Annotated in this window: 14 protein-coding genes; 4 read left to right on the top strand and 10 right to left on the bottom strand. The window is 64.9% G+C overall.

Annotated features, from left to right (window positions below; translation table 11 throughout):
- Positions 1-9: 9 nt before the first annotated feature.
- From X268_RS28775 to X268_RS28765, 3 genes are all read right to left on the bottom strand, one after another.
- On the bottom strand, positions 10-1,116 hold the full coding sequence (locus X268_RS28775) for a cyclic nucleotide-gated ion channel (protein ID WP_128928063.1): 1,107 nt from the start codon (positions 1,114-1,116) through the stop codon (positions 10-12).
- Positions 1,117-1,288: 172 nt separating this feature from the next.
- A complete protein-coding gene (locus tag X268_RS28770) occupies positions 1,289-1,507 on the bottom strand; it encodes a hypothetical protein (RefSeq protein ID WP_128928062.1) in 219 nt (72 codons plus the stop codon).
- A 182-nt stretch (positions 1,508-1,689) separates the two neighbouring features.
- Complete coding sequence (locus X268_RS28765; RefSeq protein ID WP_128928061.1) at positions 1,690-3,135, bottom strand: TAXI family TRAP transporter solute-binding subunit; 1,446 nt, start codon at positions 3,133-3,135, stop codon at positions 1,690-1,692.
- A 414-nt stretch (positions 3,136-3,549) separates the two neighbouring features.
- Between X268_RS28765 and X268_RS28760 the strand changes: the two genes are divergently transcribed.
- Together X268_RS28760 and X268_RS39675 are read left to right on the top strand one after the other, a co-directional pair.
- A complete protein-coding gene (locus X268_RS28760) occupies positions 3,550-3,897 on the top strand; it encodes a DUF3307 domain-containing protein (RefSeq protein ID WP_063994636.1) in 348 nt (115 codons plus the stop codon).
- A 246-nt stretch (positions 3,898-4,143) separates the two neighbouring features.
- On the top strand, positions 4,144-4,542 hold the full coding sequence (locus X268_RS39675) for a hypothetical protein (protein WP_164937974.1): 399 nt from the start codon (positions 4,144-4,146) through the stop codon (positions 4,540-4,542).
- Between the two features lie 100 nt (positions 4,543-4,642).
- Here X268_RS39675 and X268_RS28750 read toward each other — a convergent pair whose 3' ends face one another.
- Together X268_RS28750 and X268_RS28745 are read right to left on the bottom strand one after the other, a co-directional pair.
- On the bottom strand, positions 4,643-4,966 hold the full coding sequence (locus tag X268_RS28750) for a YkgJ family cysteine cluster protein (protein ID WP_164938198.1): 324 nt from the start codon (positions 4,964-4,966) through the stop codon (positions 4,643-4,645).
- 14 nt (positions 4,967-4,980) lie between these two features.
- The gene (locus tag X268_RS28745; RefSeq protein ID WP_128928057.1) at positions 4,981-5,679 is read right to left on the bottom strand and encodes a helix-turn-helix transcriptional regulator; all 699 of its coding nucleotides are present in this window, start codon (positions 5,677-5,679) and stop codon (positions 4,981-4,983) included.
- A gap of 112 nt (positions 5,680-5,791) precedes the next feature.
- Between X268_RS28745 and X268_RS28740 the strand changes: the two genes are divergently transcribed.
- Positions 5,792-6,052, top strand: a complete 261-nt coding sequence (locus tag X268_RS28740) for a hypothetical protein (protein WP_128928056.1) — start codon at positions 5,792-5,794, stop codon at positions 6,050-6,052.
- A 35-nt stretch (positions 6,053-6,087) separates the two neighbouring features.
- A complete protein-coding gene (locus X268_RS28735) occupies positions 6,088-6,816 on the top strand; it encodes a glutathione S-transferase family protein (RefSeq protein ID WP_128928055.1) in 729 nt (242 codons plus the stop codon).
- A 209-nt stretch (positions 6,817-7,025) separates the two neighbouring features.
- Here X268_RS28735 and X268_RS28730 read toward each other — a convergent pair whose 3' ends face one another.
- The 5 genes from X268_RS28730 to X268_RS28710 all read right to left on the bottom strand — a co-directional run bounded on the left by X268_RS28730 (position 7,026) and on the right by X268_RS28710 (position 12,173).
- A complete protein-coding gene (locus tag X268_RS28730; RefSeq protein WP_128928054.1) occupies positions 7,026-8,177 on the bottom strand; it encodes an ABC transporter substrate-binding protein in 1,152 nt (383 codons plus the stop codon).
- Positions 8,178-8,254: 77 nt separating this feature from the next.
- Positions 8,255-8,674 (bottom strand): acyl-CoA thioesterase, encoded by a 420-nt coding sequence (locus X268_RS28725; protein ID WP_128928053.1) that lies wholly within the window; start codon positions 8,672-8,674, stop codon positions 8,255-8,257.
- Positions 8,675-8,696: 22 nt separating this feature from the next.
- A complete protein-coding gene (locus X268_RS28720; RefSeq protein ID WP_128928052.1) occupies positions 8,697-9,458 on the bottom strand; it encodes an SDR family NAD(P)-dependent oxidoreductase in 762 nt (253 codons plus the stop codon).
- Between the two features lie 25 nt (positions 9,459-9,483).
- Positions 9,484-11,367, bottom strand: a complete 1,884-nt coding sequence (locus X268_RS28715; protein WP_128928051.1) for a feruloyl-CoA synthase — start codon at positions 11,365-11,367, stop codon at positions 9,484-9,486.
- A complete protein-coding gene (locus X268_RS28710; RefSeq protein WP_128928050.1) occupies positions 11,364-12,173 on the bottom strand; it encodes a crotonase/enoyl-CoA hydratase family protein in 810 nt (269 codons plus the stop codon). Before X268_RS28710 ends, X268_RS28715 begins: the two co-directional genes overlap by 4 nt.
- Between the last annotated feature and the right edge of the window lie 80 nt (positions 12,174-12,253).

Below are 12,253 nucleotides of genomic sequence, written 5' to 3'. Positions count from 1 at the left end.
GTCTCCTTCTTACTTGTTTTCCAGCGCGCGGCGTCTTGCTTCCGCGTCGATGGTCTCGGCGAGATCCGGGTGCCGTGCCATCAGCACGCGGAAGTCGACGAGGTCGAGCACCAGAAGCCGCGACACTTTCGTGGTCGAGACGTTGGCGCCGCGCTTGTTGTTGCCGAGCAGCGCCATCTCGCCGAAGAAGGCCCCTTCGCCGAGCTGAACCTTCTTGCCGGGCAGGTCGACCTCGACCTCGCCGGCGGCGATGAAATACATGCAATCGCCCTGCGCTCCCTTGCGGATGATCATGGTGCGCGCCGGCAGCTCCATGGTCCGCAACATGTGGGTGACGTCGGCGATCGCAGCCGGTCCAAGCGCCGCGAAGAACGGCACCTTGCTGACGGCCTCCCAGGTCTTGAGGAAATTGTCGCGCCGCGTCTCGGCGGCGAATCCGGTCGCCAGGATACCGGTCCAGAGGCCGAACACGCCGAGGCCGGAGATCATCACTGCGGCCGCCACCAGGCGCCCGAGCGGCGTGACCGGCACGACGTCGCCGTAGCCCGTCGTCGTCAGCGTGACGACGGCCCACCACAGCGCGGCGGGGACGCTGCCGAACGTCTGCGGCTGCACGTCCCGCTCCAGGAAATATTCGGCGACGGAGGCGAGGAAGACCACCATCAAGAAGATCACGAGCACGCTGACCAGCGGTCCCGATTCCAGCACCAGGACGCGGCGAAGCTGCCGCAGGCCCGGAATGCCCGGGACCACCTTCAGCACCCAGAGCACGCTGAGCAGCCAGGCCGTTCTGGGCTCGACGCCGAGGAGAAGCGCGACCGGCACGGCCAGCGCTCCGATCGCGTCGACGATGCCGGCGGAAGAGGACACATAGAGCGAGAGCCGCCCCTGTTGTCCCATGTGGCGCAGCCGGACCAGCCATTCGAACACGAAATAGGCGAGGCACGCCCAGAGCAGCGCGTTGATCCAGCCGTGCAGCTCGTCGGCCCGCTTGTCCGACAGCAACACCATGCCGAGCACGCCGATGCTGACCGCGACATAGGCCGCCTTGGTCATGTTGCGGCCGGCCGTGGCGGCCGCGAACTGGGCCAGAGCGGAAATCAGCGGCTTGGACATGCGGGAAGGCGGCTCGGTCTGGGCTGTCTTGGGACAAGTCTTCGGGGCCCCGGCTGGGACGCCGGCGCCAAAGTGCCCGCCCGGGCGAGGGCCGTCAACGACGCGGGCAGGCAGCGTGATCGGCGCCGCCGCGCCGGGCCCACCGGTCCCTGCTGCCGTCGTTGCGGGTGGCCTACTTGAAATGTGGCGGCTCGTCGTAACCGCGGCGGCTGCTGAAGAACAGCAGAACCATCAGTCCGACACCGACCAGGACGGAAAAACCTGCGCCGAGGGCCAGCGCCACGTAGCCTTCGGTCGGGATCGGCTCGCCTTCGACCGCCATTGCGGAATAGGCGAAGTAGCCGGCCGCCGCCAACATTCCCAGAAGGAGGATGATGAGGAGTGCTCGCATGCTGCGGTCTCCGGTTGTAACCGCGAACCAACGGTTGCAGATCACAGCGGTTCCAGACGGCGGGTCATCGATCGGGCGGGCATGGCCTCACTTTCGTGCTCCAGACGCAGCGCAGCAATGCCTTCGACATTGCGGCCTATCCGGGACAAGAGATTGATGGACAGCCTGACCGGCCCGGCCTCTCAGGCGCTCTGGGCGGTTTTCACCACCACGACATTGCTGTCGTCGGGCTGGGCAGGGCCGGCGTCGCGCGCCGCCTTCTCGGTCTCGCTGGCATGACGTTTCAGATAGTCGCGACGCATGCCGATCTCGTCGCGGACGAATTCGTAGCCGAGCTTGAAGGTGTCGAGCCCGTCGGTACTGATCGTGCCGTCTCTGAGGCCGATGACGGCGCCGCGCAAGATGCCTTCCAGCTCGTCCTGGAGGCATTCCAGCTGATCCAGGGAGTGGGCATGCTCGATCCGCTCGCCGATGTCGAGGATGGCGGTGGAGAGCTCGCTGGCCTTCTCCGGCGCGATGCGCGTGACCTTGGCGTAGATCGCGGCGAAGATCGAGCCGATGACGCTGAGTGCGGCGGCGCTCAGATACATCAAGTCGCTGTACTTATCCATGAACGACTTGGTGTCGTCGTTGATGTAGTCGGCCGCCCCCTGGTGCGCCATGACGAAAGCGTCCTTTTCGACCGAGGCCGGCTCGATCCTGGTGGCAAAGCCGTTGTCGAGCCCGAGTGCGGATTTGTTCTCGTAAACGGTGCGTGCGAGCTCGCCTGCCGTGGTCGGAGACATCCTGGATTGTGCGACCAGCAGCCATTCCAGCCCGATCGTGTCGAGGTCGTCGTCGGGTATTTGCGGCGAGGTCGACAGGGTGCCTGCCGTCAGCGTCTCGCTCGAAATGCCGGGAAGCCGGCGCGCCAGCGCCTTGGCCTCGTCGATCGCGTTGAGGGTAAAGCCGCCGCGCCTGGCGAACCGCTCATAGGCCTTGTCCCGCACCGCCCTGGAGGCATGGACGATGGCAATCACCGCGCCAAAGCCGTTTGACGGCGCAAACAGCTTGTCCAGCGTTGCTCCCTGCGGCGCCATCTGGATCTTCGCAGCGTCCGGACCGTCGGGGAGGTCGAGGATGCTGCGGACGAAGGCGACGGAGGATTCGCTCTCGGCGAGAACGGCGACCTTCTTCTTCTTCAGCTCGGCGATCGACTTGATCTTCTTGTTGCCGGGACCGAGCAGAAGCACGAGATCGTGCTCGAGAACCGCGAGCGTGCGGGCCCGCAGCGGCACCTTGGCATCGGTGCGCAGGACGGCAAGGTCAGCCTGCTTGCGGTCGAACTGTGCGAGCGCCCTGGCGTTGTCGGCGTTGTTGACGACCTTGATCCGGAAGCGCGAGGCGTTGGCCTTCAGCACGCTGGCGAGCTTGGCCGCGAACAGGGCCTCGTCGCTGTTGGAAGCGCCGACGGCAAAGGTCAGCGTTTCCGAATTGTGCAGCATGATGCGGCCACCCCAGACGGTGGCGAGCGACAACAGCAGGGTCAGCACGACGTAGAGGAAGACCTGCTGCTGATTCGTCTTGATCACCTTGGGGCGCCGGGGCGGCGGCTCCGTCAGTGGCGACGTGGGGCCTTCAGTACTCATGGCAGCACTCTGGCCTTATTCTTTCGGTGGCGGGGCTCGCGGGCGAGATCGCGGCGAGCGGCCTGTAATTCGTAAGCGCCTGAAAAAAGAACGATATTTTCTATCTTCGATGATAGCGCGAAGGCCGCGGAATGCAAATTTCGAGCCGACGGTAACCTTACGCTTCGCCTCCGCCGCGATTGCTCATCCTATCACCAGTTAGCCACACTTGACGATTTTCCGGTTCCCCCCGGCTGCATTCCGCCGCGGGAGATGTCATAAATCGCCCGTCCCGGCGATTTGACCGGTCCAGAACTGGTCCAAGAAGAAGCTGCGCTGAACGCTCCAATTTTTCTTGTCACGTCAATGAGGGCGTCAGCTTTGTCGTTTCCACCCATGTCATCGGCGGTTCCGGTCGAAGCGCTCATTGGCTGGATGTTGCTGCTCACCTTCAAGCACATTATCGCCGATTTCGTGCTCCAGACCGCCTGGATGGCGCACGGCAAGGACCAGAAGCACGGCTGGGCCCTGCCACTTCTGGTGCACTGCCTCGTTCATCTTGCGGTTGCGCTGCCGCTGATCCTGATCGTGGCGCCGAAATTCTGGTTCGTGGCGCTGATCGACTTCGTGATCCACATCACGATCGATCGTGCCAAGGGGTTCGTCTCGGCGAATTTCGGTGTCGACCTTGCGCATCCCTGGTTCTGGACCTTGATCGGCGTCGATCAGGCCTTGCATCACCTGACCGGCTTCGGCCTCTCCATCTTCATGGCGGCGAACTGACTGCTACGCAGTCATTCCGAGGCTCGCGAAGCGAGAACCCGGAATCTCGAGATTCCGGGTTCGGTCCCGCGGACCGCCCCGGAATGACGGAGTCACAATCTTCATGCTCCAACTCCTCCAACATGATGGACGGCGCCCCTTTGATTCGCGGTCCACGCGCAAGCGCCCCGGGTGACTACCGGGCAGCGTGGTTAACCTTTCATTAGCGAATTGCGCTGCATTTTCTTCCCACGAGGGAGAACTGCAATGTTTTCAAGCCGCGACGCCTTTGAAAGCGATTTCTGCCCGGTCCGCGACGAACTCCTTGGCGAGATGTATCGCGCCAGCGAGAGTGGCCTGCCGAGGCTGGTTGAGAGTGTTTCCCCTGACGTGCGCGCCAGGCTGGCGTTGTTCTGCTACCGCCGCAGCCACCTGCACTCGCTGGCGGTCGCGATCGCAGCGAGCTGCAGCGAACGCGACCTGATCGAGAACGGTGGCCGCGTCGGCTCGACGCTGCATGCGTTGTCGCGCCAAGGCACGGCGAAATCCTCGCCGTCGCTGTCGGGCGGCCGCAAGCCGATCACGCTGTCGACAAAGCCGCTCTCGGTGCTCGCACCGCTCGAGGACGAATTCGACGACGAGATCAGCGAAGCAGTTCCCGCTTAAGGGGCTTCTTGTTGGCGCATGATCTCCGCGCAAACGCTTTGCGTTTGTCGCGCGGAAAACCGCTGCACACTTTGCGCTAACGCGGCCCTGCGGGTCCGGATCATGCGCTCGCGATCACCGGCAGCCCGAACTTCCGCCGCGCCATCGCGCATTCGGCATCGCCCGGCATGCAGGTGCGGCACACCTCCGGCCGCATCGCATAGATGCCGCACGCCGTCGCTTTCCCGATTTCCCCCTGCAGGGCGGCGCAGCGATCTCCGTCGCAACGCATGCCGGATTGGCGTTCGTTGACCAGCGTCTCCGGAATGGCGGCCAGCTCCTCGTCGGTCTCGATCGAGAATCGCGGCCAGTTGGCCGAATAGCCGCAGCACGCGCCGCAACTCTGGCAACAGCTCGACGGATCGATGGGGGAACTCTCTTGCATTCTCGTCACGTTCTTCAAGTATCCTTGGGCGGGCCCCAGACCAGGCTCTGCCGCCATCTGGCGCGGAGCACGTCGCGTCGTTCCGGATATTTCTCGTCGAGGTAGCTCGCCTCCACCACGCGGTCGGTCCGGAAGCTGCGGAAGTCGCTGCGCAGCTCGCACCAGGCTGCAAGCAGCCGCACCGCTTCGAGGTAGCCGACCGAGATCGGCCAGATCATGCGCTCGCTGGCGCGGCCCTGCTCGTCGCGATAGCGCAGCATGATCTTCTTGCCCTCGTGGATCTGGGTGCGGGTGCGCACCATGTCCAGGCGGTCCGGCTCCCTGTTCCAGCTGGGGCGTGCGCGGCTCGCCGGCTCCAGCACGAAGGGACGCAGGCGCTCGGGCACGGTGTCGGCGATCTTGGCCATCAGGTCTTCGGCCGCGCGCGCCAGCGCCGAGTCGGCGTGGCCGGCGACCCATTGCGCGCCCAGCACGGCCGCCTCGATCTCGTCGGGAGTCAGCATCAAGGGCGGCAGGTCGAAGCCCTTTTCAAGGATGTAGCCCATGCCAGCTTCGCCGCGGATCGGCACGCGCTGGCCGATCAGCGTTGCGATGTCGCGATAGATCGTGCGCTTCGAGGTTTCGAGCTCGGCCGCGATGGCATCCGCCGTCAGCGGCTTACGCGTGCGCCTCAGCACCTGGATGATCTGAAACAGCCGGTCGGCGCGTCTCATGACAATTCTCTTATCGGTCGTCTTTCAGAAAGGGGCGCGCGGCTGCTGACAGGATGTTGGCAGCAGGGGAGTTCTATACCGGGACAACACAGCGACTGAAGAGGATTTGTCCATGATCATTCCAACCCATTTCGGCCCGGCCGTTCCGATGCTGCGGGCACAGGCGTGGTCCGCATCGGTGTTCGGCCGCCTGGTTTCGCTCGATCTCATGGCCGTCGACCTCCGGTTTGCCCTCGCAAGCCTGGCTGAACGCTCGCTGACCCAGGCCGCGAACGCGCTGGTCCGCCACATCATGGGCCGCGCCTGGCGAGGGGCCCGTTTCGCAGAAGATATCACGGCTGCTGCCACCATGGTGGCAGCAGCCGGTCACTAGGTTCCCCAAACTTTCGCAGGTCCAGGAGAGATCGCATGATCACGCTTTACGGCTTTGGCACCGGCTTCGGCCTGCCTGAAATCAGCCCCTTCGTCACCAAGACCGAGGTGCAGCTCAAGATGGCGGGACTGCCCTACCGGAAGGAGCGGGCGATGCCGCCGGCCTCGCCCAAAGGGCAACTGCCGTTCATCGACGACGGCGGTGAGGCGGTGGCTGATTCCACCTTCATCCGCGCCCATATCGAGCGCCGTTACGGCTTCGATTTCGATGCCAGCCTCACGCTGGCCGAGCGTGCGCAGGCCTGGGCGTTCGAGCGCATGGTCGAGCATCATATCTACTGGGGGCTGGTCGGGGCGCGCTGGGTCGATCCGGTCAATTTCGCCAAGGGGCCTGCGCATTTCTTCGACGGCGCACCGGAACACAACCGCGAGAAGCTGCGCGAGGACGCGCAATTCCGCGTCGCCGAGAACTATCTGCTCTCGGGCCTCGGCCGCCACGCGCCTGATGACGATGTCGACCTCGCCGTGCGCTCGCTGTTCGCGCTGTCGGTGCAGCTCGGCGACAAGGCGTACCTGATGGGCAACAAGCCCTGCGGCGTCGATGCCACCGCCTTCGGTATGCTCGGGGGGGTCCTGACGCCCTTCTTCGAATCCGCCCTGCGCCAACGCGCCGAGGGATTTCCAAACCTCACCGCCTATGTCGACCGCATGATGGAGACGTACTATCCCGAGTTCGCCTGGATCCCGCTGCGGCAGGCGGCTTGAGTCTGATACGACGCTTCGAGTTTGTGGCGCGAAATCTACCATATCGTCATGGCCGGGCTTGTCCCGGCCATCCACGCCTTCCCGCAGGCTCCAAAGAACGTGGATGCCCAGGACAAGCCCGGGCATGACAGCCAGAGGGTGTCTGGAGCTGAAAACACAAGAGCCGGCCCATCAGGCCGGCTCTCGTCGTCTCAAAACTCGCGCCGCACTCACTTCACCAGCGAATACTTGCCGTCCTTCACCGTGAGCAGGATGCGGGCGCGTTCGTCGACGCCGTAGCGGTCCTTTTCGGTGAAGTTGTAGACGCCCTGGCTTGCCGCGAGGTCCTTTTCCGACAGCAGCGCCTGACGGATGGCTTCGCGGAATTCCGGCGTGCCGGGCTTGGCCGTCTTCAGCGCCACGGGGACGACACGCTTCAGGATCTCGAAGGCGTCGTAGGAATGGCCGGCGAACTGGCTGCGGCTGTTCGGGCCGTATTTGGCCTCATAGGCCGAGTTGAGCGCGAGGCCCGGCTTCTTGGTGAGCGCGCTGTCAGGCTGGTCCTCCGGGTCCATTACCGGGCCCGAGGCCATCAGCACGCCTTCCGCCGCTTTGCCGGCGATGCGGATGAAGTCCATGCTGGCGGCACCATGGGTCTGGTAGATCAGGCCCTTGTAGCCGCGTTCGCGCAACTCGGTCTGCGGCAGCGCGGCCGCGGTGCCGGATGCGCCGACCAGGATCGCGTCGGGATTGGCGGCAACGAGCTTCAGCACCTGTCCGGTCACCGACGTGTCGGGACGGGCAAAGCGCTCCTCGTCGACGATGGTCATGCCCATCGGCACGGCCTGGGCCTTGAGGTCGTTGAACCAGAGGTCGCCATAGGAGTCCGAATAGCCGATATAGCCGAGCGTCTTCACGCCCTTGGCCTTCATGTGGTCGTACAGCACCTTGCCGACGATCGGAATCGGCTGCGGCATCGCCACCGACCACTTCATGCGCTCGGGCGTGATCGGGAAGGGCGCCAGGCCAAAGTGCGGAATGCCGGCTTCATTGGCGACGTTGGAGACCGCGATGGTCGGCGGCGTCAGCGCCGAGCCCATGATGATGTCGGCCTTGGATTCGGTCACGAAACGGCGGGCGTTGGTGGTCGCGGTGGTGGGGTCGCCGCCGTCGTCGAGCACGATCACCTTCAGCGGCACGCCGCCGATCTCCTTCGGCACGAATTCCAGCGCGTTGCGCTCGGGAATGCCCAGCGCCGCGCCGGGCCCGGTCGTGGTGGTGGTGATGCCGATGGTGATTTCGCTAGTCTGGGCCAGCGCGGGCAGCGCCGGCAGGGCGAGCGTCGCCGCGGCAATCGCGGCAGTCAGGTAAAAGCGTTTCATCTATTCCTCCCTTGACGTGTTCTTTGAAAGCAGAAATCGGGGGGTAATTCAGCCCCCTCTTTTGGTGATGCGGCGATTTAGCTTCCGGTGAATTTGGCTACCATTTCCGCCGGGAATGGTGCCGATTTCAGCTTGTCGGGGTTAACGGGATCGCGGCCGACCAGGACGCGGGTCTCGAAGCCCTCGATCGCCAGCGCCTCGCCCTTGTAAACGTTGTGCTTCACCTCGAAGCTCGAGCGCTTGATGCTCTCGATCTTCGTTTCAATGGTGATCCAGTCGCCATAGGTCGAGGGGATGTAGAACTTGGCCCGCGTGTCGACCATGGGGATGCCCACCAGGCCGTATTTGCGGACCAGATCCTGCTTGGAGAAACCGGCGACCTCGAACAGGGTCGAGGTCGAATCGTCGAACATCGCGAAATAGCGCGGGTAGTAGACGATGTTGGCGGGGTCGCAATCGCCCCACTGGACCTGGACCTCGCGCCGGTTCACGAACATCTGTCGCGCCTTACTTACGAAGTTACTTCGGCGCCATGCGCAGCGAGCCGTCGAGGCGCACCACTTCGCCGTTCAGGTACGCGTTCTCGACCATGTGCAGCGCGAGCGCGGCGAATTCGTCGGCCTGGCCGAGCCGGCGCGGGAAGGGGATCGCGGCGGCCAGCGAATCCTGGGCTTCCTGCGGCAGATTGGCGAGCAGCGGGGTCAGGAACAGGCCGGGTGCGATGGTCAGCACGCGGATGCCGAACTGCGCCAGCTCGCGCGCGATCGGCAGCGTCATGCCGACGATTCCGCCCTTGGACGCCGAATAGGCGGATTGGCCGATCTGGCCGTCATAGGCGGCGACGGAGGCCGTGTTGATGATGACGCCGCGTTCGCCGGTGGCCTGCGGCTCCAGCTTGGACATCTCGGTGGCGGCGAGGCGCAGCATGTTGAAGGTGCCGATCAGATTGACCTTGATCACCTTGTCGAAATCGGCGAGCGCCATCGGGCCGTCGCGGCCGACCACGCGCTTGGCGACGCCGATGCCGGCGCAATTGACCAGCACGCGCGCCGGGCCGTGAGCTTTCGCAGCCTGCGCGACCGCAGCCTCGGCGGAGGCGGCATCGGAGACGTCGCAGGTCACGGCGACGCCCTTGATCTCGGCGGCGACCGTCTCAGCCAGCTTGGCATTGAGATCGCAGACCGCGACCTTGGCGCCCTGCGCCGCCAGCTTCCGCGCGGTGGCCGCGCCCAGTCCCGATGCGCCGCCGGTGACGATGGCTGCCTGATCCTTCAACAACATGGCGTTCTCCTGGTGCGGTGATTTCTTATCCGACCGATATCACACGGTTGGACGGATTGGCAGCGTAGAGCTCCTCGATCAATTCGGTGCGATGCTCGAGCACCGCGCGCTGGTTGATCGAGCCCTTGTCGGTGACCTCGCCCTTGTCGATCGAGAGCGGCGCGTCCATCAGGATGGCGCGCGTGATCCGGGTCGAGGAGCCGGTGGCCTGGCTGAGGAAACGGGTCAGGCGCTCGCGGAAGGCTTCGCGCCCCAGCCGGTCGCGCGTCGCGACGACGAGGTCGTCGGTCGGCAGCGTCGGATTGATCAGCCGGCAGCCGTCGAGGTCGAGCACGACGAGGGCGGAGATCTCGTCGCGGTTGATGCCGGCGATGACGACGTCGCGCACCAGCGGCGCGCAGGCCGCCGTGAGGCGCGCGCGCAAGGGGCCGACGCTGACCCAGGTGCCGCTGGCGAGCTTGAAGTCTTCACCGACACGGCCGTCGAAATCGAATCCGGCATTGAGATCCTCAGGGTCGGACGGCTTCAGCGCATCACCCATCTTGTAGAATCCTTCCTCGTCGAAGGATTTCGCGCTGATGTCGGGCTGGCGCCAGTAGCCGGGCATGACGTTCGGCCCCTTGGCGCGCACTTCCAGCTTGCCGTTGTTCGGCACCAGCTTGGCGTCGTTGCCGGAGACGGGAAGGCCGACATGGCCGGAGCGGCTGGGGCGTGGGGTGACCGACATGAAGAACGGCGCGGTCTCGGTCGCCCCCAAGCCGGTCAGCATCGGCACGCGGTAGCCTTTTTCCTTCACCGCGAGCTCATCGAGGCTGTCCCAGATGAACGGCGAGAGCGCGGCGCCCGAGAAGAACATCGCATGCAGCCGGTCGAAGAATTTTGCACGCAGGCCCTGGTCGTCGCGCAGATAGGGCAGCAGCGATTCATAGCCCTTTGGCACGTTGAAATAGACCGTCGGCGAGATCTCCTGGAGATTGCGCACGGTCTCCTCGATGCCGCCGGGCATCGGCTTTCCGGCGTCCAGATACATCGAGCCGCCATTGTAGAGCGTCAGCCCGATATTGTGGTTGCCGCCAAAGGTGTGATTCCAGGGCAGCCAGTCGATGATGACGGGCGGCTCGTCCTTCAGGAAGGCGAGCGTCTCGCGCAGCATCACCTGGTTGGCGCAGATCATGCGCTGGGTGTTGATGACGGCCTTGGGATTGCCGGTCGAGCCCGAGGTCAGCAGGAACTTTGCGATCGTGTCGGGGCCGATCCTGCCGTGGACCTCCTCGAGATCGCTGCGGATCGGCGTCGCCATCAGGTCGGCGAGCGTCGTGACGTCGCGGCCCGGCACGCCGCCATAGGACGCGGCGATCTCGGTGCCCAGCGAGACATTGGCGGCGAGCGCGTCGGCGAACTTGTCGGCATCCTCGGCGAAGACCAGCCCGGGCGTCAGCAGCTTCATCAGGTAGGACAGCTTGCCGTAGTCCTTCGACACCAGCGAATAGGCCGGCGATACCGGGCAGAACGGAATGCCGGCATAGAACGCACCGAAGGCGAGCAAGGCGTGGTCGATCGAGTTGCCGGAGAGGATGACGACCGGCCGCTCCGCGGACAGGCCGCGCGCAATCAGGCCCGATGCAATGTGCCGGCTCGCAATGAGCAGCTCGGCGTAAGTGAGCTTGCGCCAGCCGCGGCCGCCTTCGCGCTCGGCCATGAAGACCCGCTCCGGCGTCGTCGTCGCCCAGTGATGCAGGCGATCGGTGATGCGCACGGGATAGTCGCCGAGCGGCTGCTTCGGCCTGAGATAGATCGTGCCGTCGTCGCGCCGCTCGATGTTGACGGCGGGATCGCCGAACGAGATGGGCCGCAGCGGAAAAGTGTTCGCGCCGCGCTCCATGCTGGAAGAGGACGGCTGCGCGCTCATGACTTGGGCTTCACCTTTGCGGTCTTGTGCTCAAGGAATTCGCGGATCCGGCGCTTCGCCTCCTTGTCGCTCTGGGCCACGGTGGCCATCAGCGACTCCATCAGCAGGCCGGTCTGCGGATTGGCCTCCGCGATCATCGGCAGCGCCTGAAGCACGGCGAAATTCGTCAGCGGCGCATTGGACGCGACCTTGGTCGCAAGCTCCATCGCCTTGCCGAGCGCGTTGCCGCTTTCCGTCACATATTGCGCGAAGCCGTAGGACGCGCCTTCGGTCGCGCTGTAGACGCGGCCGGTCAGCATCATGTCCATCATCCTGGCGACGCCGATCACCCGCGGCAGCCGCACCGAGCCGCCGCCGCCGACGAAGATGCCGCGCTGTCCCTCCGGCAGCGCGAAATAGGTCGAGGGCTCGGCGACGCGGATATGCGCCGAGCAGGCCAGCTCCAGCCCGCCGCCGATCACCGCGCCCCTGAGCGCCGCGATCACGGGCACGCGGCTGTACTGGATGCGGTCGAACACCCGGTGCCACATCTGGGAATGCAGCAGGCCGCCGGTCGCGTCATGCTCGGTCAGTTCGGAGAGGTCGAGGCCGCTGGAGAAATGATCGCCGATGCCGTGGATGACGACCGCGCCGATATCCTCGGGCAGGGACGCGAAACACTTGCCGATTTCCAGGATGATGCCGTCGTTGAGCGCATTGCGCTTGGCCGGCCGGTTCAGACCCACGGTCAGAACCCGGTCCGCCCGCTCGATCTTCAATAGCCCGGAGGCACCCGCGTCAGCGGTTTCGGCGTTTCCCTGTGTCATTTGCGTCCTTGTCAGAATAGTTATGTTGTATAACGAATTCTGGAGGAGTCAAGGAGGGACGGGGTTAGGATATGGCTCCG

It is taken from the genome of Bradyrhizobium guangxiense (assembly GCF_004114915.1).
Classification (GTDB): domain Bacteria; phylum Pseudomonadota; class Alphaproteobacteria; order Rhizobiales; family Xanthobacteraceae; genus Bradyrhizobium; species Bradyrhizobium guangxiense.
The sequence above is the reverse complement of the archived record's forward strand: the minus strand, read 5'-3'. Positions and strand labels throughout refer to the sequence as shown.

Bases quoted from the DNA above. Each gene is read 5' to 3' on its own strand.
- X268_RS28740 (WP_128928056.1), top strand. From the start codon at position 5,792: ATGATCATTCCAACCCATTTCGGCCCGGCCGTTCCGATGCTGCGGGCA.
- X268_RS28745 (WP_128928057.1), bottom strand. From the start codon at position 5,679: ATGAGACGCGCCGACCGGCTGTTTCAGATCATCCAGGTGCTGAGGCGC.
- X268_RS28725 (WP_128928053.1), bottom strand. From the start codon at position 8,674: ATGTTCGTGAACCGGCGCGAGGTCCAGGTCCAGTGGGGCGATTGCGAC.
- X268_RS28770 (WP_128928062.1), bottom strand. From the start codon at position 1,507: ATGCGAGCACTCCTCATCATCCTCCTTCTGGGAATGTTGGCGGCGGCC.
- X268_RS39675 (WP_164937974.1), top strand. From the start codon at position 4,144: ATGTTTTCAAGCCGCGACGCCTTTGAAAGCGATTTCTGCCCGGTCCGC.
- X268_RS28735 (WP_128928055.1), top strand. From the start codon at position 6,088: ATGATCACGCTTTACGGCTTTGGCACCGGCTTCGGCCTGCCTGAAATC.
- X268_RS28775 (WP_128928063.1), bottom strand. From the start codon at position 1,116: ATGTCCAAGCCGCTGATTTCCGCTCTGGCCCAGTTCGCGGCCGCCACG.
- X268_RS28760 (WP_063994636.1), top strand. From the start codon at position 3,550: ATGTTGCTGCTCACCTTCAAGCACATTATCGCCGATTTCGTGCTCCAG.
- X268_RS28750 (WP_164938198.1), bottom strand. From the start codon at position 4,966: ATGCAAGAGAGTTCCCCCATCGATCCGTCGAGCTGTTGCCAGAGTTGC.
- X268_RS28715 (WP_128928051.1), bottom strand. From the start codon at position 11,367: ATGAGCGCGCAGCCGTCCTCTTCCAGCATGGAGCGCGGCGCGAACACT.
- X268_RS28710 (WP_128928050.1), bottom strand. From the start codon at position 12,173: ATGACACAGGGAAACGCCGAAACCGCTGACGCGGGTGCCTCCGGGCTA.
- X268_RS28730 (WP_128928054.1), bottom strand. From the start codon at position 8,177: ATGAAACGCTTTTACCTGACTGCCGCGATTGCCGCGGCGACGCTCGCC.
- X268_RS28720 (WP_128928052.1), bottom strand. From the start codon at position 9,458: ATGTTGTTGAAGGATCAGGCAGCCATCGTCACCGGCGGCGCATCGGGA.
- X268_RS28765 (WP_128928061.1), bottom strand. From the start codon at position 3,135: ATGAGTACTGAAGGCCCCACGTCGCCACTGACGGAGCCGCCGCCCCGG.